This window comes from Desulfobacula sp. (genome assembly GCF_021107415.1).
Genome location: NZ_JAIOSW010000119.1, coordinates 1 through 22056 on the forward strand (window position 1 = coordinate 1; position 22056 = coordinate 22056).

The 22056-nt window shown below is 39.1% G+C and carries 23 protein-coding genes; 19 read left to right on the forward strand and 4 right to left on the reverse strand.

Annotated elements, in window-relative coordinates; genetic code table 11:
* A partial coding sequence (locus tag K8S13_RS06240; RefSeq protein WP_291461280.1) for a hypothetical protein occupies nt 1-641 on the reverse strand: 641 nt, incomplete at its 3' end.
* 147 nt (nt 642-788) lie between these two features.
* Nucleotides 789-1397, reverse strand: a complete 609-nt coding sequence (locus K8S13_RS06245) for a TetR/AcrR family transcriptional regulator (RefSeq protein ID WP_291461281.1) — start codon at nt 1395-1397, stop codon at nt 789-791.
* A gap of 475 nt (nt 1398-1872) precedes the next feature.
* On the opposite strand from K8S13_RS06245, the gene K8S13_RS06250 reads away from it, so the two are divergent.
* The 13 genes from K8S13_RS06250 to K8S13_RS06305 all read left to right on the forward strand — a co-directional run bounded on the left by K8S13_RS06250 (nt 1873) and on the right by K8S13_RS06305 (nt 12620).
* Nucleotides 1873-2097 (forward strand): hypothetical protein, encoded by a 225-nt coding sequence (locus K8S13_RS06250; RefSeq protein ID WP_291461284.1) that lies wholly within the window; start codon nt 1873-1875, stop codon nt 2095-2097.
* Entirely contained in the window at nt 2094-3002 is a 909-nt protein-coding gene (locus K8S13_RS06255) for a virulence RhuM family protein (protein ID WP_291461285.1), read from the forward strand. Before K8S13_RS06250 ends, K8S13_RS06255 begins: the two co-directional genes overlap by 4 nt.
* A gap of 18 nt (nt 3003-3020) precedes the next feature.
* The gene (locus K8S13_RS06260) at nt 3021-3497 is read left to right on the forward strand and encodes a ribonuclease HI (RefSeq protein ID WP_291461286.1); all 477 of its coding nucleotides are present in this window, start codon (nt 3021-3023) and stop codon (nt 3495-3497) included.
* Nucleotides 3497-3931, forward strand: a complete 435-nt coding sequence (locus K8S13_RS06265) for a PaaI family thioesterase (protein ID WP_291461287.1) — start codon at nt 3497-3499, stop codon at nt 3929-3931. The genes K8S13_RS06260 and K8S13_RS06265 overlap by 1 nt, the downstream gene beginning before the upstream one ends.
* A gap of 13 nt (nt 3932-3944) precedes the next feature.
* Nucleotides 3945-4310: an STAS/SEC14 domain-containing protein gene (locus tag K8S13_RS06270; RefSeq protein ID WP_291461288.1), complete on the forward strand. Its 366-nt coding sequence runs from the start codon at nt 3945-3947 to the stop codon at nt 4308-4310.
* Between the two features lie 64 nt (nt 4311-4374).
* Nucleotides 4375-4530, forward strand: coding sequence for a DUF711 family protein (locus K8S13_RS25605; protein WP_367172539.1), 156 nt, complete (start codon nt 4375-4377; stop codon nt 4528-4530).
* Between the two features lie 304 nt (nt 4531-4834).
* Nucleotides 4835-5260 (forward strand): hypothetical protein, encoded by a 426-nt coding sequence (locus tag K8S13_RS06275; RefSeq protein ID WP_291461290.1) that lies wholly within the window; start codon nt 4835-4837, stop codon nt 5258-5260.
* 10 nt (nt 5261-5270) lie between these two features.
* Nucleotides 5271-6614 carry a multiheme c-type cytochrome gene (locus K8S13_RS06280; protein ID WP_291461291.1) on the forward strand — a complete coding sequence of 448 codons (1344 nt, stop codon included), beginning with the start codon at nt 5271-5273 and terminating at the stop codon, nt 6612-6614.
* Between the two features lie 280 nt (nt 6615-6894).
* The gene (locus K8S13_RS06285) at nt 6895-7110 is read left to right on the forward strand and encodes an addiction module protein (protein WP_291461293.1); all 216 of its coding nucleotides are present in this window, start codon (nt 6895-6897) and stop codon (nt 7108-7110) included.
* Nucleotides 7111-7607: 497 nt separating this feature from the next.
* Nucleotides 7608-8666, forward strand: coding sequence for an HNH endonuclease (locus K8S13_RS06290; RefSeq protein ID WP_291461295.1), 1059 nt, complete (start codon nt 7608-7610; stop codon nt 8664-8666).
* A 277-nt stretch (nt 8667-8943) separates the two neighbouring features.
* The gene (locus K8S13_RS06295) at nt 8944-9504 is read left to right on the forward strand and encodes a manganese efflux pump MntP family protein (RefSeq protein WP_291461297.1); all 561 of its coding nucleotides are present in this window, start codon (nt 8944-8946) and stop codon (nt 9502-9504) included.
* A gap of 25 nt (nt 9505-9529) precedes the next feature.
* Nucleotides 9530-10423 carry an amidohydrolase family protein gene (locus K8S13_RS06300; RefSeq protein ID WP_291461298.1) on the forward strand — a complete coding sequence of 298 codons (894 nt, stop codon included), beginning with the start codon at nt 9530-9532 and terminating at the stop codon, nt 10421-10423.
* Nucleotides 10424-10499: 76 nt separating this feature from the next.
* Nucleotides 10500-12620, forward strand: a complete 2121-nt coding sequence (locus tag K8S13_RS06305) for a Tex family protein (RefSeq protein ID WP_291461300.1) — start codon at nt 10500-10502, stop codon at nt 12618-12620.
* Between the two features lie 56 nt (nt 12621-12676).
* On the opposite strand, the gene K8S13_RS06310 is transcribed toward K8S13_RS06305, so the two are convergent.
* Entirely contained in the window at nt 12677-13795 is a 1119-nt protein-coding gene (locus tag K8S13_RS06310) for a Coenzyme F420 hydrogenase/dehydrogenase, beta subunit C-terminal domain (protein ID WP_291461301.1), read from the reverse strand.
* Between the two features lie 86 nt (nt 13796-13881).
* The gene (locus K8S13_RS06315) at nt 13882-14379 is read right to left on the reverse strand and encodes a Crp/Fnr family transcriptional regulator (RefSeq protein WP_291461303.1); all 498 of its coding nucleotides are present in this window, start codon (nt 14377-14379) and stop codon (nt 13882-13884) included.
* 283 nt (nt 14380-14662) lie between these two features.
* Here K8S13_RS06315 and K8S13_RS06320 point away from each other — a divergent pair, with 283 nt between their 5' ends.
* From K8S13_RS06320 to K8S13_RS06345, 6 genes are read left to right on the forward strand one after another with little or no spacing between them, the layout of a single operon-like run.
* The gene (locus tag K8S13_RS06320) at nt 14663-16429 is read left to right on the forward strand and encodes an AsmA family protein (RefSeq protein ID WP_291461304.1); all 1767 of its coding nucleotides are present in this window, start codon (nt 14663-14665) and stop codon (nt 16427-16429) included.
* Between the two features lie 28 nt (nt 16430-16457).
* Nucleotides 16458-17213, forward strand: a complete 756-nt coding sequence (locus K8S13_RS06325; RefSeq protein ID WP_291461305.1) for a DUF4197 domain-containing protein — start codon at nt 16458-16460, stop codon at nt 17211-17213.
* A 49-nt stretch (nt 17214-17262) separates the two neighbouring features.
* Entirely contained in the window at nt 17263-18840 is a 1578-nt protein-coding gene (locus K8S13_RS06330) for an MBL fold metallo-hydrolase (protein WP_291461306.1), read from the forward strand.
* 36 nt (nt 18841-18876) lie between these two features.
* Nucleotides 18877-19323 (forward strand): acyl-ACP thioesterase domain-containing protein, encoded by a 447-nt coding sequence (locus tag K8S13_RS06335; protein ID WP_291461308.1) that lies wholly within the window; start codon nt 18877-18879, stop codon nt 19321-19323.
* Between the two features lie 29 nt (nt 19324-19352).
* Nucleotides 19353-19604, forward strand: a complete 252-nt coding sequence (locus K8S13_RS06340) for a hypothetical protein (protein WP_367172538.1) — start codon at nt 19353-19355, stop codon at nt 19602-19604.
* 14 nt (nt 19605-19618) lie between these two features.
* Nucleotides 19619-22006 carry a Lon protease family protein gene (locus K8S13_RS06345; RefSeq protein WP_291461310.1) on the forward strand — a complete coding sequence of 796 codons (2388 nt, stop codon included), beginning with the start codon at nt 19619-19621 and terminating at the stop codon, nt 22004-22006.
* Nucleotides 22007-22056: the final 50 nt, after the last annotated feature.

Here is a 22056-nt window from a genome sequence, read left to right on the forward strand (position 1 = left end):
ACTTCCTTTTCCAATTGTGCCAGCTCTTGATTTGTTCCGGGGACTTCATCAAAAACAGGATTTACATTAAGTTTTCCCTCCTTGCCTAGAATATTGTCTGTGTTGGCAAGAGAGGTGACTTTAATTATTGGGGACAATTTTTCAGTCCATGCATCAAGGGTTTTTAAAAGCTCATGGGATTCATTAAAAGAAGACAAAGAAATGGTCTCTTTTATGTCGTCTATACGCATCCATGTTTCAGAATCAATCCTGGTTTTTGCAAGCTGCTGTACTTTTAATGCAATTTCCGGCGGTGCGGTCTGGCCTGAAAGCAGAAGATGCTCCCTGTCTTTATGTGTTACAAGATGAAGATCCTCAAATGCAGCAGTCAGTTTTTTTACCCTTAAAAGTGTATGGGGATTAAATACGCTCTTGTTTGCTTCCAAAAGAACAATAATCGAATAATTAGAACCGGTATAATTATGTCTTAATTTGACCAGATTCACCCGGCTTTCGTGGGAAGGGGGCAAAAGAAAGGGTGTGGGGTCCCTTTCAAGCCCCGGAATAAGTGAGGCTGCCGCGATTGAAAGCATAACAAAAAAAACAAGAATTGTTTTTGGAAATCCTATGGTTATCTTTGTGATAAATTGAGCTGGTTTCATTTTTCTTTCCTTTAATCCAATAAATTCAAACCTCAAAACGGCGGTCACGTTAAAAAATAATAGTCTATTCATGACTATCGGTCATATCCAGGGCCAAAAAAATACCCACTGCGTGAGCATAAAAAAGCACTTATGAAAAAGCCGCTGCTATCTCATAAAGCCTTTAAGAATCATATTTTCAAGAAGATTGTACAATTCTTCAGAAGGTGTAACTTCTCCTGCGAGAACAGAGTCAAACACGCCCTGAAACAATCCTACTGCCGCTGCAACAAGATTATCAACCGATTCATTCTTGAAAATCTGTTCATCAATGGCTTTTTGTGTCAAGCTCCTTATGAACTCGTTTTTCATGTTACTCTGTTTTTCAAACTGGGTTAAGACTTCCGAAGCCATATCATCCATCAACAAAAGCTGGTCACACTTTCTGTAAACTGCAAACTTCCTGATATCTCCAATCTGCATATCCCAGAACACTCGCATGGTCTTTTTCATCTGCACTAAAACCGGTGCGTCCCGGGGAACCGATTTCAACAGTTCAAGAAGCTCACGGCCCTGACGGATAATAAGGACGGCAAAAATTTCATTTTTACTTGTAAAATGTTTATATATGGTACCTTTGCCGACCTCTGCTTTTTCAGCAATCATATCAATGGTAACAAACTCAATGCCATGCTCTGCAAACAAATCAAAAGCCGCCCGGATGATATCCTCTTCCCTGCGCTTGAACTCTCTTGCTTTTCTGTCTGCAACACCCATATTTTTTCTCTTATATCCCTCAAATAACTTTTGTGACCACCAGTCACAAAATAGGGCTTTATCTTTGAATTGTCAATCAATTTTTTTAACCGCCACTTTATTACAGGACAATCGCATATAAAATAAAAAATTGTTTTTAAAACCAAATCAGGTAAGTGATGCGATAATTTTTCTGTAAAAAGTTTCAAATACGAATGCTAACTCCAATAAAGAACATTTCGGCAGATTCTTTCTGAATAAATTATATTTCCACCATAGTTGATTTGTTGAAATGCCTTTACAGGCATTAGAAACATTGCTACAAAATCCTTAATCCAGAATTTTAACTCTTCTGGTTGGATATCATTCAAATTTAAAAGATACACAGATCTGCTGAATTATTTGTTGGGGCTTTTTCTATTGAGTCATTGTGTGTATAAATCAAAGTTAATTACAAAACAAATTAAAGAGAAAGCAATGATATTAGACAATAAAAATGAAAACCAAAAAGTTTACGAATGGCTCAGAGAATACACCGAATCCGGTAAAATGGATACAGGACAAGGAGTTTGAAACTCTGAACGACACTCAAAAAGAGCAGGTAATAACCGAACTCCATACCCGCTGGAGCGATCCAAACAGTGAAATATTCAAACGAATGAACAGCTTTGTTGAAAAATCTCCCGAAATCTTAAAGCCGATTCTGGAGGGTTCAAAATGAGTGAAAAGCGGTTGACCATAAGAAACAGTACAGCGGAATTTTTGATTTTCACATCACAGGCCAATGCTGATGGTATAGAAGTAAGGGTAGAAGATGAAAATGTATGGCTTACCCAGAAACTTATTGCAAAACTATTTGATGTTCAGATAGCTACTATTAACGAGCATCTCAAGAATATTTTAAATTCCGGCGAACTCGAAGAAAATGCAGTTATAAGGAAATTCCTAATAACTGCCACTGACGGAAAAAACTACAAAACAAAACATTATAATTTAGAATCAATAATAGCTCTTGGGTATAAAATAAACTCTGAAAAAGCAACTAATTTCAGAAGATGGGCAACAAGAGTATTAAAAGATTTTGCAATTCGTGGATATGTGCTTGATGATATCAGACTTAAAAATGGAGCATATTTAAGTAAACAATATTTCAAAGATTTAATTCTTGAGATCAGGGATATTCGTGAAAGTGAGAGAAATTTTTATCAGCAAATCACTGATATTTATGCTACAGCCATGGATTATGATTTAAAAAGTCCAACCACCAAAGATTTTTTTGCAAACGTTCAAAACAAATTACATTTTTCTGTGCATGGGCATACCGCTGCCGAACTTATTATGGGCAGAGCCAGCCATAAAAAAAACTACATGGGTTTGACCACATGGAAAAAAGCTCCCAACGGGAAAATCATTAAATCTGATGTGGTGATTGCTAAAAATTATTTAAGTGAAAAAGAGATCAAATCATTAAACCGCATCGTTACAATGTACTTGGATTATGCTGAGGATCAGGCAGAAAACGGTATGCCCATGACAATGAAAGACTGGGCGACAAAACTAAATGCATTTTTACAGTTTAATAATAAAGAATTGCTTGAAAATTTTGGAAAACTAACTGCTGTTTAATTATAGTTGCAATTTTATATGGCTGATCTGATACTATTTACAGATGGAAGTGTAAATCCTCAATCAAATATTGGATATGGGGCTTTTCTGGCTGTGCCTGAAGACGGGCTTTCGCTGGAGTCGTTGAAGATGAGCGTGAAAGTGAGAAGATTTGAGCATACGTCTTCAACGAAACTGGAATTGCAGACGTTGTTATGGGCGCTAAGTGATGTTCAAGAATTGGGCCGCAGGATAATTGTGTATACGGATTCTCAAAATATCATCGGGTTGCCGGGAAGGCGTGATCGGTTAGAGAAAAATAATTATCGGTCAAAGAAGAACAGGCGCATTAAAAATTATAAACTGTATCAGAAATTTTATAGAATAATCGATCAATTGGACTGTGAATTTGTTAAAGTACGAGGACATAAGGTGTCGAATCAAAAAGATGAAATGGATAAACTTTTTACTCTTGTGGACAGGGCTTCAAGGAATGCACTGAGAAGGGATATTTAATGACAGATAGCGAACATTATACAAAATTGGAAAATATGATGCATTCAGCATCATTTGTACAACTGACCGGTGCCAGAGTAAGTAACAAAAAAGGTGAAGCACACATCACACTGCCTGTAAAAAAGGATTTCTACCACGCTGCCGGAGCCATGCACGGCGCATTATATTTTCTTGCATTGGATAATGCAGCCTTTTTTGCAGCCAATTCTTTGGTTAAAAATATTTTTGTCTTAACAACCAGTTTTACAACATATATTACCCGTCCTGTATCAGAAGGTGTTGTAAAAGCAATCGGAAAGGTCGTTAATCAGAATCGGTCCCAGTTTATCTGCGAATCGGTTTTGTACGATTCAAACGGCAAAGAGATAGCCAGAGCGACCGGTATTTTTGTCAGAAGCAAAATACCCTTATCAGACAAAATCGGTTATAAATAGAGGAGGTGAACAAATGCTGGAAATAATAGATATCGGGTTTGAAAAGGCCGTGGCATATCGGTTGGAAGGCAAGATAACAGAAGAGGAGATGTTGTCCGTGCTTTCTATATTCAGGGAAAAAATAGATAAAGGCGAAAAGCTGATTGTGTATCAAGAGGTTGTCAGTATAGGTGGTGCTGAGTTTGATGCAATGATTGAGAAATTTAAGTTTTTTATCGATGTTGGAATATCACATTTTAGCAGGATAGCCGTTGTAACACATAAAAAATGGATACATAAGCTTGTGCATCTTGAAGGTAAATTGTTTAAGCATACAGATATGAAAGGATTCCCGGTTGAGAAGAAGGATCAAGCGGTTGAATTTTTAAAAAATGGATAATATCTGATACGACAAACCTTAGAATCAGGTTTGCCATAGGTGAAGCACGAACAAAAGAAGAAATATCACTTCACTAATGAGAGATACAGGAACGATGGCATATCGTTTAAATAAACCATTAACGGTTCGATTATTTTCTGTTCCAGGATTAAATGCAGGGGATTATACTTCATTTGAAAGTGATGATCTCTGTGATTGTGCAGTACTTAATGTCCCTTAAATTTCATAATTAAAAATTTAAAATATTAACTTGCAATTACCCTTATAATGGCTGGCTGGCCTCTTGACATTATCCTGAAATTGATGGAAACTTGGGGAAAGTTTAAAAAGATAGTATCATCACATGGGGGGAGTCCAATGAAAGATAAAAAAAAGAAAAAAAACATAGTGATTCGTTTGATGGAATGGATTATCAGGGGCAATAAAAGAGCAGCAGAAAACGGAAGCCTGTGTAAATCATGAATAAGCAAGAAATAAGACGCCGGTCAGGCAGATTAGGGAAAAATAAAAAAGAAGAGTGATATATGAGTGCAAGGATAAAAGGAATACTGCAAAAAATTAATTTCATTGAAGCGGATATGGAGCTGCATAAACAGATTCTGTTTTCCATACCGTCTGATAATAAGGTGGAAATGGAAGAAATTATTGATAAAATTGCAGACCAGAAAATGCAGATCAATGAGTTAAGGCAGGAAATTAAGAAAATAGATAAAGATGAATATGATAAGATCATCACGATTGAGCGTGCAGCCGAGACTTTCCGGCAGATATCCAAAGATAAGAAATATGCCCATGTAGAAACCTTAAATGAATCCGGTGAGTGTTTTATTACCTTCAATGACGGGACAAAACTTGATTGCCTGGTGGCGGCAAAAGAAGAAAATGGGAATTGGACAGTCCTCACACTGGAGGGAGAAACTAAAGAATATCCAAGCGGATTTGTGAAATAAAAGGGGAAAAATGTTAAATTATAAAAAATGGATTAAAATATCCTCGGGTTTGTCTGTTGGAGTTATCATGCTTTTTGTTGCAATAGATTTTGCATCATCCGAAGACACTATTCATATTGACCGGTTTATTTCGCCTGATACCTGCAGCGGCTGTCACTCTGAAATTTTTGAACAATGGGAAAATTCCATGCACCATCTGGCCCATAAAGATTCTGTGTATTTAAGAGTGGCACAATTTCTTCGCAAAGGCCTGACAGATGAGGGCCAGATAAAAGAAGCCGAATCCTGTGTGAAATGTCATACGCCGGTGGGATATGTGACGGGATTTCCTAAAAAGCTGACGGATGATTTATCAAAAACTGCGCAGATTGCAACACAGGGTATTCAATGTGATTACTGCCATTCCGTTGAATCAGTGGAAAAAATGTATAATAACGGACTTGTACTGAAACCCGGCCAGGGCGAAGATGAACCGGGTATCAAGTATGGTCCTTTTGATGATTCAGCGCCTGATTTTCATGAAGCACAATTTTCTAAGTTGCACACTGAATCTGAAATTTGCGGAACATGCCATGATGTAAATCATGTGGTGTTTGGAACTCCTGTTGAAACCACTTACACGGAATGGAAGAACGGTCCTTACAATTCAAAAGACCCCAAAAAGAAAATAACCTGCCAGGGATGTCATATGTACCAAAGACCGAGTATTCCTGCCACCGGATCAACAAACAGGCCTGAAAACCCAGGTGCGGCAACCGATTACAGCGATGAAAGACCTCATATCTTCACCCATTACTTTGTGGGGGCCAACTCGTATGTCCCAGGCAAATTTGGTGGACAGGAAAAATCCCGGATGGCCATTGAACGGCTTGAAAATGCAGCAACACTGTCTGTTGATATATCTAAAATCAGTCAGAAAAAATTGAATATCACCGTGACCAATGTGGGAGCCGGGCATTCAATCCCCACAGGGGTTGGTGATCTTCGCCAGGTATGGCTTGAAGTTACCATCCAGGATAAGGACAATCAAACAAACTTTCAGGCTGGTATGCTAAATGATAAACATGAATTGTCAAAAGATGCTGTGATCTTTCGGACTGTTTTTGGAGATGGAAAAGGAAATCCGGTCATAAATATTGCAAAAGCAAAACAAATCCTGTCAGATAACAGAATAAAAGCAAAACAGAGTGTCACCGAAACAATAGATCTTCCCGGGGTGCCTGAAAAAGATGCCTTGGTAATCGTCCGGTTGTTATACCGCGGTATGCCTCAAAAAATTTTAAACCTGATTCCGGGAAAACCGTTTGAACCCTTGCCAATAATAGAGATGGCAAAGGTTCAGAAACAAATTTAGAACGGCCAGAAGTTGTTATCGTTCCAGACGCTTTCAATCAACGATTCTTTCAGGGCCATCAGTTTTTTTAAATGGGTTTTTTCCCAGACGGAAAGCCAGTTGTACATTTTGTATCTACGTATATCCCTTTACATGGCATTGAAATATTGGTATTTATTAATATTATTAGGCAATATAAAATCGAATAATATGGAATTTATTTATCCAGATATATACCAACTTCTTTGTTTGGTATAATTATCATAAACCCTGCTAAACACTAATAAATGGAGGGAGTAATATGCTAACGCTTCCACTTGAACAAATGACGGTCAAAGAGAAGCTGCAAGCTATGGAAGAACTTTGGAGTGACCTTTGTTGTGATCAAAGCCGGATTCCTGTGCCTCGATGGCATAAAGAGATATTGGACAGACGCGAAAAATTTATCAAAGAAGGCAAAGCAACATTCGTGGACTGGGAAACCGCAAAAAAACGGATATTTGATAGAATTTCATGAAAATTCAGATCCTTGACCATGCGGAAGATGATCTTGTTGATGGGTATAATTTCTATGAGGATCATGCACATGGGGTCGGGACATATTTTCTGGATTGCATTTACTCTGACGTTGAGTCGCTTGTGTTATATGCTGGTATACATCGGATCGTCCATAAAAATTATAGGCGGATGTTATCGAATAGATTTCCTTTTGCAATTTATTATACAGTTTCAAAATAAGATAAAGATTCATGCAATTATTGACTGTCGCAGAGACCCGGCATGGATTCGAGACCGTCTCAGCATGTAGACTCTCTCGCCAGTTTAATAGCCGTGCTCGAATTTGGGAGGGAAAAAATATCTCTATGCATATTAAATGAATTGAAATTATCTATGATTCTTTTATTTGACTATTATCGATATAATTCACCAACGCCAAAGACATAAATTTATAAGAGATTTGAAATCATAAAAATCTATAATTTATATTATTTTAACAAATTTTAGCAGAGTCTTATGTATCAAAAATGGAGTATAATAATAGTCATTCTCAAAGGCCTGGGCATGCAATGCATTTACTGTAAAAAAGACAAATCTCTTTCTTCATATCAGAGGAGGGAGCATGTAATACCTCAGGGATTTGGAAAAGTTGCAACAGATAATCTTATTCTTAGAAATATTGTTTGTGACGATTGTAATAAATATTTTGGGGAAAAAATTGAGTTATTCTTATGCAAAGATTCATTTGAAGGTCTTGAAAGACTGAGACACGATATCAAACCCAAAGCCCCTTTAAAAAAACGCAGGAGGATAAAAAGCAAAGTATATTCTGGTCAGTTAAAAGGTTTGATAGTTAGAGAAAAGAGATTAGCAGAAAGTGGCCGAATTGATGTTGAGAAATCTCTGCAAGCTGGATTTTATAATACACAGAGTGGAGAGTATGATTATTTTGAACCAAATGATATTCCAAGTGCAGAAGAACTCAGCCATAAAGGCTATAATTTGAAAACAAAAGAAATTGCAATTATTGCTGAAGATGGCGAAGAATATGATTTTATAATTCAACATATGCACTCTTTAGGGATTACTCTTAAATCTAAAGAAAGGACTGCTAAACATGATAAGATCACGGGAAATATTGAAGTTGAAGCTGATATAACAATCGATAAAATAATTATGCGCGGGCTATGTAAAATAGCATTTAATTATTTTGCATTTATCGCTGGTAGATCTTTTGCACTAAATCAAATATTTGATCCTATAAGACACTTCATTCTTTTTGGTGAAGGAAACGGTGATGATTTTTTAGGTATCAATCTTCCACCTATTTTATACGATGATCAAAAATTGGAAAAATTCGGAGCTAAGGTTACTGAAGGGCATCTAATAACAATAGGCTGGAATGGCAACAAGCTCGTTAGCAAATTAAGCCTGTTTAATTCTTTAACATATGGTGTTGAGTTTTGTAACAACTTTAGTGGGGTATGGCTTCCAATAAACTCAGGGCATCATTTTGATCTAAAAACGAAGGAAGTAACTGAACTTTTATTTTTATCAAAACATATGTTGCCTTAATATAAACTATCCATGAAAATCCAGAGGATAATCCGAGCAATGCAGCGGACCGCAACCATTAAATTTCAACTATATTTCCTGACAAGTTTCATTTAGGGCCTTTACCCCTGCCGGGATATTTGGAATCTTTTCAATCTACTTGCAATCACCCTGATGATCTTGCTTTAATATTTGCATTATAAGAAAATTTTTTATAGATTGCTATGTTTAGTGCCTGCCCGAAAAATGGGCGGTTTTCGGTCGGGCACTAATTAAACAGATAAATAAAGCAAGGCATATGACAATATTTGAAATTATTATTATCGCTGTGGGACTTGCCATGGATGCCTCGGCTGTCTGCCTTTCAGCGGCTGCCGCAGGATATGCAAAGGATGGAAGGGCCATATTTCGCCTGTCTTTTCATTTCGGGCTGTTCCAGTTTTTAATGCCGGTGCTGGGCTGGTTTCTTGGCATCAGGTTTGTGTTTTATTTTAAAGCATTTGATCATTGGGTTGCTTTTTTTCTTCTGGCCTTTGTCGGCATAAGAATGATCCGTGAAGGCATGGATACCTCATCTGAAGTACAAAAAAATGACCCGTCCAGGGGGATGACCATGGTGATGCTCAGTGTGGCCACAAGTATAGATGCATTGGCTGTGGGCTTAAGCTTTGCCATGCTGGATGTCAATATCTGGTATCCAAGTATTATCATCGGTGTGATTACAGCCGGTATGTCATTTGCCGCCATTAAGATTGGAGCTGGACTGGGAGTTTTGTTTGGTAAACGCATGGAAATTTTCGGGGGTATTGTATTGGTTATTGTTGGAAGCCGAATCCTGTATACCCATTTGATCTCATGAAAACAAAAAGAAAGGAGTTTGGATAATGTTACACACTGATCTTCCGATTTTTAATGATAAGGAAGGTGATTTGATTCCGGATAGTTTGCCAAGGGTGATTGATTCCCACGTTCATATTTTTCCCGGTATGATATTTTCAGCTATCTGGTCCTGGTTTGATCAACATGCCTGGAAAATAAGATATCAGATGTCTACTTCACATCTCATCAAATATCTTCTAAATCATGGGGTCAGCCATGTGGTGGCATTACAATATGCTCATAAGCCGGGTATTTCAGAATTCTTAAATTCATACATGACCAAAAAGTGTCATGAATTTAAAGGACAGGTCACCGGAATGGCAACCGTGTTCCCGGGAGAACCGGATGCAGATCAGATTTTAATCAAGGCATTTTCTGACGGGCTGAAAGGGGTGAAACTTCATGCCCATGTCCAGTGTTTTGATATGAACGCCGAAGAGATGGACATTATTTATGATATCTGTGAAAAACAAGACAAACCCATGATCATGCATGTAGGGCGGGAACCCAAGAGCGAAGAATACCTTTGCGATCCTTATGATATCTGCAAGGCAGACAAGCTTGAAGCAGTCCTTAAAAATTTTCCACAACTCAAACTCTGTGTTCCCCATCTGGGGTTTGATGAAATTTGCGAATACAAAGATTTGATTGAAAAATATGATACTCTCTGGCTGGATACCGCTATGGTCTTAACCGATTATTTTCCTCTCGACAACAGGATCGGACTTGAACACTACAGGACTGACAGGATCATGTATGGATCTGATTTCCCCAACATTCCCTATGCCTGGGACCGGGAACTTGTGTGGCTGAATCAATCTTCCTTGTCATTTGAAAATCTTGAATGGATTTTGCATAAAAGTGCTGAACAATTTTTTAAAATTAAACGCCTTGACTGAATCATGGGAAAAAAGATCATATATTATAGATAACGATGAATTTTAATTTTATAACCTTAAATTTTATAGTGTACTCATGAAAATAATCGATATTATAAGCTCGGAAATGAATTTGGAAACAGCCCAGGTTTCAGCGGTGGCTCAATTGTTGGAGCAGGGCTCCACCATCCCTTTTGTCGCCCGGTATCGAAAAGAAGTGACACAATCTCTGGATGAAGTTGTCATTGCCGATATTCGGGATCGTATAGATCAATTAAATGCACTCAATAATAGAAAAGAGGCGATACTCAAGTCTTTAAAGGAACGCGAACTTCTGACAGGGACACTATTGACGGATATTCAAAATGCACTGTCAATCATTGATCTTGAAGATATTTATGAGAAATTTCGGCCTAAAAAAAGAACCCGGGCACAGATTGCAAGGGAAAAAGGCCTTGAACCTCTGGCCATATTTCTATGGCAGCAATCCAATCAAGACCCTTTGATTGAAGCAAAAAAATATCTTTCATCCCAAAAAGAAGTTGAATCAATTGAAGAAGCCATATCCGGTGCCAGGGATATTATTGCACAAAACGTGAACGAAGATGTTGATGTCAGGGCGGGTATCAGGAAATTGTTTTCTGATACAGCACAGATTCAATCTATGGTAAAAAAAGCAAAAGAAGAGGAAGGCATAAAATTTAAGGATTACTTTGACTGGTCGGAAACAGCCTTTAAGGCACCGTCCCACCGGATACTGGCCATGCTCAGAGGGCAAAATGAGTTCATACTTTCCGTACATGTTCTGCCGGATGAAAAAAGGGCACTGAACCTGATTGAAAAACGACTGATAAAAAATCAATCCAGGTCGGCACTGGAAGTCAAATCTGCCATAAAAGACAGCTATAAAAGGCTTTTATCCAAATCCATTGAAAAGGAATGTATCAGTGAATTAAAGACAAAGGCAGATGAATTTTCCATAGATGTTTTTGCCGGGAATTTAAAGGAGCTGCTGTTGTCTGCCCCCCTGGGCCAAAAGAGAACCCTTGCCATTGATCCCGGGTTTAGAACCGGCTGTAAAGTGGCCTGCCTTGATGCACAGGGAAACCTTTTGCACCATGATCTGATTTTTCCCCATTTCAGCAATGATGAAAAAGCAAAAAAGATCGTATTAAATCTTGTGAAAACATATCATATTGAGGCCATTGCCATTGGCAACGGAACGGCGGGAAGGGAGACTGAAGCCTTTGTAAAAAGCCTGGGACTGGATAGCAACATTCATATTGTCATGGTGGATGAAAGCGGGGCATCTATTTATTCTGCTTCAAAGATTGCAAGAGAAGAGTTCCCGGATCATGATATTACGGTCAGGGGGGCTGTCTCCATCGGCAGAAGACTTTTGGATCCCCTGGCGGAACTGGTCAAGCTGGACCCAAAATCCATTGGTGTGGGGCAGTATCAACATGATGTGGATCAAAAATTATTGAGAAAATCCCTGGATGATGTGGTGGTATCCTGTGTGAATCAGGTCGGGGTTGAGGCCAATACGGCAAGCCGTGAACTGCTTTGCCGGGTATCGGGTTTAAATGATACCATTGCGTCCAATATGATCCAATTTCGTAATGAAAACGGTCCGTTTAAATCAAGAAAAGATTTTTTAAAGGTGCCAAGAATTGGGCCAAAAGCATTTGAGCAGGCTGCAGGCTTTTTAAGAATTCATACTGCAACTCACCCTTTGGATAAAAGTGGTATCCATCCTGAATCCTACAGGGTCGTTAAAGAAATGGCAGAAGATGCCGGACTCGGTATTGCAGACCTTGTAATGAATACCGAAGAAATCAAAAAAATACATCTGAACCACTATATTACCGACACCATAGGCATGCCGACGCTTAAAGACATTGTAAAAGAACTGGCAAGTCCCGGACGTGATCCCAGAAAAGTGTTTCAAACCTTTTCCTTTGATGATACCATCCATGATATCAAGGATCTTGTACCGGGGATGAAAGTGCCGGGTATTGTGACCAATGTCACTGCGTTTGGCGCTTTTGTAGACATCGGTGTCCACCAGGATGGTCTTGTTCATATCAGCCAGATGGCAAATCGTTTTGTCAAAGATCCCAATGAAATTGTCACCGTCCGGCAGGCAGTTTTCGTAACAGTCCTGGAAGTAGATGTGAAAAGAAAAAGAATCTCTCTTTCCATGAAGGAGAAATAAAACAGCTTCAAAGTTCATGGCGGTTCCAAAGGCGGGAATCGTCCATGAACAAATGATTATGAGATTACCCGTATACCGCTCGTTTCTCTATCCGCAAGATTTTGCTGCGCCAGCTGCTTTTTTCGCTCGGATGCAGCAAAGATTTTTTTTTCTGCCTGGGTAACATATTTGGGGTTATCTTCAACCCGGTATGACACCAGTACTTTTTCCAGGGCAGCGGCAAATACCGCTTTTCCAATTGATGTCCGCGTGATGGCGGTTGTCCAGCCATTTTCTGCGCCAAGTCCACCAAATGAGATGTCTGCATATTCAGCAGAGAAATCTTTACAAAAGTTACAGGCCGACCGTTTTACAGGGGCAAGTTTGTCTACGGGGATATGGATTTGCTTACCGGAGGAGAGGGAGAAAATAAAATCATCTTTGATATTGATTTTTTCAATATCATCGTATTGAAATTGATATTCTTTTTCCAGATTTTTAAATAGTGTATCATTGAAAAAGAAATTTCCCGAGCAAAAAAGTCCAAAGCAGATCGCAATTGAGTCAGAAGGAACAATATGGAGTGCCTGCATTTTTCTGATGGCAATAATCTGGCAGGGTGTTCCGACAAATGCAAGCCTGTCAAGGGAATTAAACCGAAGCTCAGACAGGGCTTTAATGGAAGGAGAAAAGGTAGAGTATTCCCTTGCAAACTGAACCATTCCCTGGGAGCTGTTAAAATGGGAACCTGCAGAATTAATAATTTCCTGTTTTGTTTTTGCCAGGCAGGGAATTCTGCCATGCCAGGTGTTTCTTGAGACAACAGCACCATCTATTCTTCCGCTGTCAAAAAGATGGGTTAAAACAGCCGTTACAACACCGCCATCGGTTCCATTTTGTCTGATTTCATTGTCTTTGGCACGGGTGATGGAGATTCCGATGATATTCCCCAAAGGCTCTTGCCATTTGGCATTCTGTTTGATTTCTTCATCAAGCTCGTTTGTTTGGGGGCAGATGGAATAACACAATCCGCATTCAAGGCATTTGTCAATATTACTAAAACAGGGCTTCCCGTTTTCGTCAATATCAAGTGCCCCGTAGTTGACAGCTGAACAGAAGGTGACGCATCCGCCACAGTGATTGCATTTGCCCTGTTCTTGAACGTCTTGGATCAGGTGGGAAAATGTTTTTTTCATAGGCCCCCTTTCTGCTGGTTTAAGTTTTTTTATCAACAGGTCGGTTCCATTTTGGCCTTGGTTTATCTGCACCTACAAGTCTAAACCTACCAGGAATTCATCATGTTGATTCCAATGAATTTGCCCACTTCTTCCTGCATTTGTTTGAACCTGTACCCGACAACCTGGACAAGGTAGCGCATTATTTTATACCCGATGGCCGTGTCCTGCATCATGAGGTTATTGAGTCTTGTGGCATCAATTTTAAGTGCCTGACACCTTCTGGAAGTGCAATAGGCTGATAGCCTCATCTGATAAGGTGGAATAAAACAGGACCAGCCAAAAACCTGTGATTCAGGGATGTCGTTATGGTGCGAAGAAAGTGTGCTTTCATTCGTAGTGGGTTTGGTATTTGGCATCTCAAACCGCAGTTCAACAATGCCGGTCATAATAATCCACATATCTTTGGCAAGGTCTTCCTCCAGAAACAGGCTTTCACCGATTTGATAATCTTCCACTGAACAGAAATCAAGAAGCTTGTTTAATTCATCGGCCGCAAAATCTTTAAAAATGTGTAATTCTTCTATGAATTCAAGTGCTACCATGATTTTCCTCCTTTTATTCTAATGATTGGAAAAAATATGAATAACAATTTTATCAGCAAACAGTTCAGGATGGGATGAATAATTTTTCAGGTTTAGACTTGTGAATCATTTTTAATTTATAGACATTATTATTATATTAGGATAAATTTTGGAGTTTGTAAAGAAAGAATATTTTGACTTGAAAGTGAATAATACTATCAATTATTTTTTTCTTCTTGGAAATTATAAGGCTTTGTGATTATATTTTGAATTAACCGTTAATTAAAATATTTGGAGAGATCTCATGAAAAGTATATTCAAGTGGTTTGTCATCATAGGCGGTATTTTTTTAGTTCTCATCATTGCGGCCGTCATTATCATTCCGAAATTTGTTGATGTTAAAAAGTATAAACCCATGATAGAACAAAAAGTTGCTGAAGCCACAGGCCGATCTTTTACGCTGGGCGATGACATAGACCTGTCTATCTTTCCATGGGTGGGGGTAAGGCTGACAGACCTTCATCTGGGCAACCCTGCAGGGTACAAGGAAAAAGACATGGTATCGGTGAAGAATTTTGAGGTCAGACTCAAGGTGTTACCGTTATTGTCAAAACGAATAGAAATTAAAACATTTGTCCTGGACAGCCCAAGGATTTATCTGGAGAAATTAAAAAGCACTGATGCCAACTGGCAGGGGATTGGTAAACAGGAAAAGAAAAAAGAACATAAGAAAAAGAAAACAGAAAAGCCATCAACAAGCCAGGGATTGCCCATTGAATCTTTGCTGGTGGGTAATTTTTCCATTACAAACGGTCAGCTAATATATGTTGATCAAGGAACTGATGTTAAAAAAGAAATATCAGATCTAAATCTGAATTTAAAAAATATCAGTCTTGAAAATCCTATTGGAATTTCATTCAGTGCCAGGATTGACGGGAAACCCATTTCTTTAAAAGCACGGTTAAAAGGAAATAAAGACAGTATATCCCTGTCTGATGGACTGTTAGAGCTTGATGATTCAAAGTTAATATTTTCAGCTTCGGCAAAAGAGTTTTCCAAACCCAACCTGAAGTTTGATCTTCAATTGGATGGAATCGACCTTGATCGGTATCTGCCGGAACCTTCGGAAAAAGAAGAAACATCTCAACCGGTTCAGACCGGCAGTAAAAGCCAGGGAAAAGCCAAATCAACAGATTATGGCCCTTTAAGAGAACTGGTTCTTGACGGGAAAATTAAGGTTGGTAAATTAAAGGCTCATGGCGCAACTATTGAAAATATTGATGTCCATATCCTGGCAAAAAACGGAATTATCACCATAGATCCGTTAGGTTTGAACCTTTACCAGGGAAGTGTTGCATCAAAAGTTGAGCTTAATGTTCAAAAAACTAATCCCAGAACAAAGGTAACACTTGATGCCAAAGGGATTCAGGCAGGACCTTTAATGAAAGATGCCCTGCAAAAAGAATTGGTTGAGGGAACATTGAAAACCAAGGTTATGCTTTCCATGACAGGTGAAAGCCCTGATATGATTAAGAAGACATTGACAGGACAAGGAGAGCTCTTGTTTATTGATGGCGCAATTATCGGCATTGACCTTGCCAATGCAGTACGAAATGTCAAGGTCAATTTGGGAATGGGGGAAGAGGTAAAAGAAAAACCGAGAACTGATTTTGCAGAATTGAAAATTCCGTTTACGGCAAAGAATGGTCTTATCAATACAAGTGGAACCAGCCTGATCTCTCCTTTGATCCGGGTACTTGCAACCGGAAACGTCAATCTTGTAAAAGAACTGCTTGATTTAAGGGTGGAACCTAAATTTGTTGCCACTCTGAAGGGTCAGGGTGATGCCAAGCAGCGCTCGGGCCTGATGGTACCTGTTTTGATAACAGGTTCTTTTTCCGATCCGAAAATTCGACCTGATCTGAAAGGCATGCTCGGTGGAGGCATACCAAGTGCGGAAGGATTAAAGCAGATATTGGGAACTAAAGAGGACCAAAAAGAAAAAGTTGAACCTGTTAAGGAAGATATTAAAAAGCAGCTTAAAACCCTGTTACCAGGTTTGACTAACTAAAAGAGAATTCATTTTTTTAAGGAATAAAATGAAAGATTTAAACGTTAAATTTATATGGATGATGCAAGTGTTTATCGTGACCACACTAATGTTGTCGGCACAGGTTTTTGCCGGTAATTCCTGGTTTGATAAAGGCAGTGATCTTTTAAAATCATTTGGGGTGGGCGATAAAGCAAGTGAATTGACGATTGAAGAAATCGGAGCGGGACTCAAAGAAGCCCTTAAGGTTGGCTCACAAAATGTTGTGAATCAATTGGGGGCGACAGACGGATTTAACACGGATTCAAACATCCATATCCCTTTGCCTGCAAGCCTGAATACAGTAAAATCCATGCTGGATAGGGTGGGAATGTCATATCTTTTTGAGAATCTTGAATTAAAGCTGAATCGGGCGGCAGAGGCTGCAACGCCAAAGGCAAAACAATTATTTCAGAATGCCATTTCCCAGATGAATTTTCAGGATGTGAAAGAGATTTATAATGGGCCTGATGATGCTGCCACCCAGTATTTTAAAGGAAAGATGTCACCGGACCTTGCAATGGAGATGAAGCCTGTGATCGAGGACAGTCTGTCCGAAGTCGGAGCGGTAAGGGCCTATGACAATATGATGAAAGAGTATAAATCCCTCCCGTTTGTGCCGGATGTAAAATTCAATCTGACCGATCATGTGATTGAAAAAGGAATGGACGGCATATTTTATTATATGGCAAAAGAAGAGGCTGCCATCCGGCAGAATCCTGCCAAGCGAACAACTGAGCTTTTGAGAAAAGTCTTTAATAAATAGAAACTAAAAAAGATTTCTATTAATCCTACAACAATGATTGAGGTATTTTATGAATGTGACATTCTATGGTGCGGCAGGTGAAGTGACAGGATCAATGCATCTTCTGGATACAGGCACGGATCGGATTCTGTTTGATTGTGGTATGTTCCAGGGTAGGCGGAAAGAAAGTAAAGAAAAAAATAAAACGTTTCCTATAAATAGAAGTAAAATCACCAACATGATTTTATCCCATGCCCATATTGATCACTCCGGTCGTATTCCCATGCTGACGGGCGATGGTTTTGCAGGCCGCGTGATTACAACCCGACCCACAAAAGATGCTCTGAATTATATGCTGCTGGACAGCGGGCATATTCAGGAATCAGATGCACAATATTTGAATTATAAATCACTCAGATCCTTTTTGCGTCAACTGGAACAGAATAATGTAAAACAAAAGGTCTCCAATAGGGAAAGAAACACCATTAAAAAAATGTTGAAAAAAAATGCTTATGAACTCAATCACGACGCCATCCATAAGCTTCAAAAAGAGCATAAACTTAATATTATCACACCACTTTATACCATGAGTGAAGCAAGGCAGTCCCTTGGCTTTATTGACGGGTATCCCTTTCATTATCCCATCACCATTGGCAAAGATACCACGGTAAAGTTTTATGTGGCCGGTCATATTCTTGGATCTGCTTTTTCCATTGTGACTATCAAAAGAAATAATAAAACCACACGGATTTTATATACCGGGGATGTGGGACGGTTTGGAAAACCGATATTAAAAGACCCGACTCTGATATTTGATGAAGAAGACAGGGATATTGATCTGTTCATTACAGAAAGTACCTATGGCGACAGGGAGCATGAGCCGGTTGAAGATTTAGGAGCAAGCCTGAAAAAAGTTCTGAATGCTACATTTGAAAGGGGCGGCTCTGTGATTATCCCTTCTTTTGCTTTTGGCAGAACCCAGGAATTGATTTATATCCTTCATGAGCTTTATGACAAGGCAGAGGTGCCCAGACGTCCCATATATGTTGACAGTCCCCTTGCATCCAATATCACCAAGGTATTTGGTGAGCATCCGGAAACATATGATAAGGAAACCCATGAAGTTTTTCTGGAAAAAGGGAAAAATCCTTTTCATTTTGATAAAATTAAGTTTGTCCAGACAGTGGAAGAATCCATGCAGCTTACAAAGGACACTTCATCCCATGTGGTGATATCTGCTTCGGGAATGTGTGAAGCCGGAAGGATACTGCACCATCTAAGATATAAGATCCATAATGCGAAAAATACCATTCTGCTTGTGGGGTATATGGCTGAAAATACCCTGGGCAGACGGATTCAGGATTTGGGTCTTAAAAGTATTGAAGCAGGGAATAATGGAGAAGCCCCGGAAATAAAAATATTGGGGAAAACCTATCCTTTGCGTGCAAAAGTTGAAAAAATAGGTGGATTCAGTGCTCATGGAGATAAGCATGAACTGGAAAAAATTATTACAGGATCAAATCTTCGCATAAAAAAAATCGGTATTGTCCATGGGGAAGAAGCTCAAAGTGCTGCGTTTGCAAAGCGTCTTCAACAAAAAGGATATGATACCTTTATTCCAAAGCCCGGCGATAAGATATCCTTATAAATCCTTTAAAGCTTTTGCGATCAGGATATTGCAGCAATGAAAATAGAAAAACATCATAAAATAGGTTTTTTTGATATAGACCAGCACCATAAATTGAGAATTCAGTCTGTTGCACGGTTTTTCCAGGAAATTGCCGTTTTTCATTCAACAAGTGTTGGGGCGGGTCCGGATATCTTATTTGAAAAGGGTGTTGGCTGGTTTTTAAATCGCCTGGAAATTGAATTTTTTCGTTACCCCATGCTGGGTGAGAATATTAAGATTACAACCTGGTCAAGGGGGTTTAAACGATATAAGGCATACAGGGAGTATCTTATAGAATCGTCACAGGGGGAGATTGCCAGGGGATCAAGTATCTGGCTTTTTTTTGATTTTAATCGAAAGCGGATCTCAAAAGTTCATATGAGGTTGACAAAGAAAAATGGTTTGACAAGGAAATTGATGACTGGAAGACCTGCGGGGAGATCAAGCCGGAACAGGAGATAGACATCAGTCTGAGGTATTCGGATTTTGATGTGAACGGGCATGTAAACAATACCATATACCTTGGATTTTTAGAAACCTTGTACCATAAGACCATAAACAGCAAGGCAAAGCCAATCAAGAATATTAAAATCAGATTCAACCGTGAGATTGGAAAAGCCAAAGAAAGCATTCGATCCGGCTGGCATAAGACAAATGGTGTGTATCAATGTAATATATTTGATGATTCTATCCTTTATGCAGATGCCCAGATAATTCCAATGGATTGTGAGCAGGAAAGATAGCAAAGGAGGTAAAAATGGGGCAAAAATTTAAGGTTTCTATAAAAGATTTGAGCAAAAGACGTCCTTTTGGGCTGTTTGATTTTAAGGATACATCTGAACTGGAACCTTTAGACATCATTATAGGTCAAAAGCGGGCTGTTGAAGCCATTGATTTTGGATTGAACATGAAGGGCCCGGAGTATAATATTTTTGTCACAGGCCTGGAAGGTACTGGTAAATCCACCATTGTCAAAAAACTTCTTATTGAGCATGCCAAAAAGTATGAGACCTCCAAAGACCTTTGCCTGGTCAATAATTTTGATGATGTGTATTGCCCGGTTGTGATTGAAATGCCGGCAGGGTCGGCAGTCTATTTCAGCAGAAGCATGATTCAGTTTATCGAAGTATTAAAGACCAAAATACCGGGTTTTTTTGAAATACCCTCTTTTCAGGAAGAACAAAATAAAATTTATAAAGAAACCTCAAACAGGCAAAAAGAGTTATCTGACGATGTTGAACAGCTTGCTGAAAGTACAGGTTTTTCAATCATCAGCACAGAAGAAGAGTATCAGGTTGTCCCGGTCAGTGATGGGCAGCCCATGTCCCAGGAAGCATACCAATCCCTGGATGAGGCAACCCGTCGGGAAATGGATGAAAATAGAGTTCAGGTTGAAGAAATGCTTGATGAATCTCTTTTTGAAATAAATAAGCTTGGCGAGGAAATGAAAGCTGTGTTAAAGCAGCTTGTCACCTCAAAAACAGAGCAGCTTATTTCTGAGCAGATTGATCCTGTAAGGTATTATTTCAGGGATTGCAAAGATATTCAAATATATCTGAAAAATGTCAAGGAAGATATTATTGATAATATTGCCACGTTTCTGGGAGTTAAAGGCTCAAAGGATGCAGAAGGCAGGAAAATTCTGGAAATGACAGGATCTCTTGTGAAAAGATATCAGGTCAATGTACTTGTGGATCGAATACACGAAAAAGGGGCACCCGTCGTATTCGAGCCAAACCCAAGTTTTCATAATCTTTTTGGAAAAATTGAAAAGAAACCGGTTATGGGATCATTTGAAACAGATTTTACAATGGTTCATGCCGGTTCACTGTTAAAGGCCAATAAAGGCTATCTTGTCATTAATATTGAACCGCTTTTAATGAATGCTTCTGTATGGGAATCTTTAAAAAGAACGCTGCAGGACTCAATGCTCAGGATTGAAGATATGCCCGACCAGGCAGATTACGGCATGCCGTCATTAAAGCCTGCTCCAATACCCTTGAATGTTAAGGTGATTCTTGTTGGCGGGTATGAACCTTTCAGGATTTTACAAAGTGCGGATTCCGGATTTAACAAGATATTTAAGGTCAGGGCGGATTTTGATTATGAAGTAGAACTGACAGATGAGAATATTTATAATTATGCCAGGTTTATTGCCCGGGTCTGTAAAAAAGAGAACCTGTTAAGTTTTACCCCGGATGGTGTGTGGGCCGTGATTGAATATGGAAACAGGATGGTTGCAGATCAGCAAAAACTCTCCCTCAGATTTGGCCATATCCTTGGGATTTTGAAAGAAGCTGATTATTGGACAAAAAAAGATAATGCGCTGATGGTTTCAGAAGGATATGTGATCAAGGCACTCAACCAGCACAGGTTCCGTCATAATCTTTATGAAGAAAAAGTCCTGGCGGAATTTGATGATCAATCGGTTCTGATTGATGTGAAAGGAAAGGTGACAGGCCAGGTAAATGCCCTTGCTGTCTACGATATGGGTGAAATCGCTTTTGGAAGGCCCACAAGGATTACTGCAGAATCTTATATGGGAACCCCCGGGATCATTAATATTGAACATGAATCTGATCTTTCGGGTGAGACCCATGATAAAGGGGTGATGATTGTTTCCGGCTATCTTGGGAGAATGTTTGCACAAAATTATCCCTTAAGCGTGAGTATCAGTATCACATTTGAGCAAAGTTATGATGGTGTTGACGGTGACAGCGCCTCGTCTACGGAATTGTATGCGGTTCTTTCCAGTCTTTGCGGCATTCCTATCCGCCAGGAAATCGCCGTGACCGGGTCTGTGAATCAAAAGGGTGAAATCCAGGCCATTGGCGGTGTAAATGAAAAAATAGAAGGATTTTTTGATATCTGTGTAAAAAAAGGTCTGACTAAAACCCAGGGCGTCATGATTCCATCTTCAAATGTAAAAAATCTTGTGTTAAGAAAAGATGTTGCTCAGGCTATAGAGAAAAAACTATTTCACCTTTTTAGTGTAAAAACCATTGAAGAGGGGATTGAAGTTCTTACCGGGGTCAAGGCAGGTGAACCTGATTCAAACGCCTGTTTTCCGGAAAATACTGTTTTTGGAAAGGTCCAGGAAAAGCTTAAAAAATATCATGAGTTGTCCATGCGATATGCAAAATAGCTTGTGAACTATTTCACATTTTGCTACTTGTAAAAAGTTTGTATTGAAGC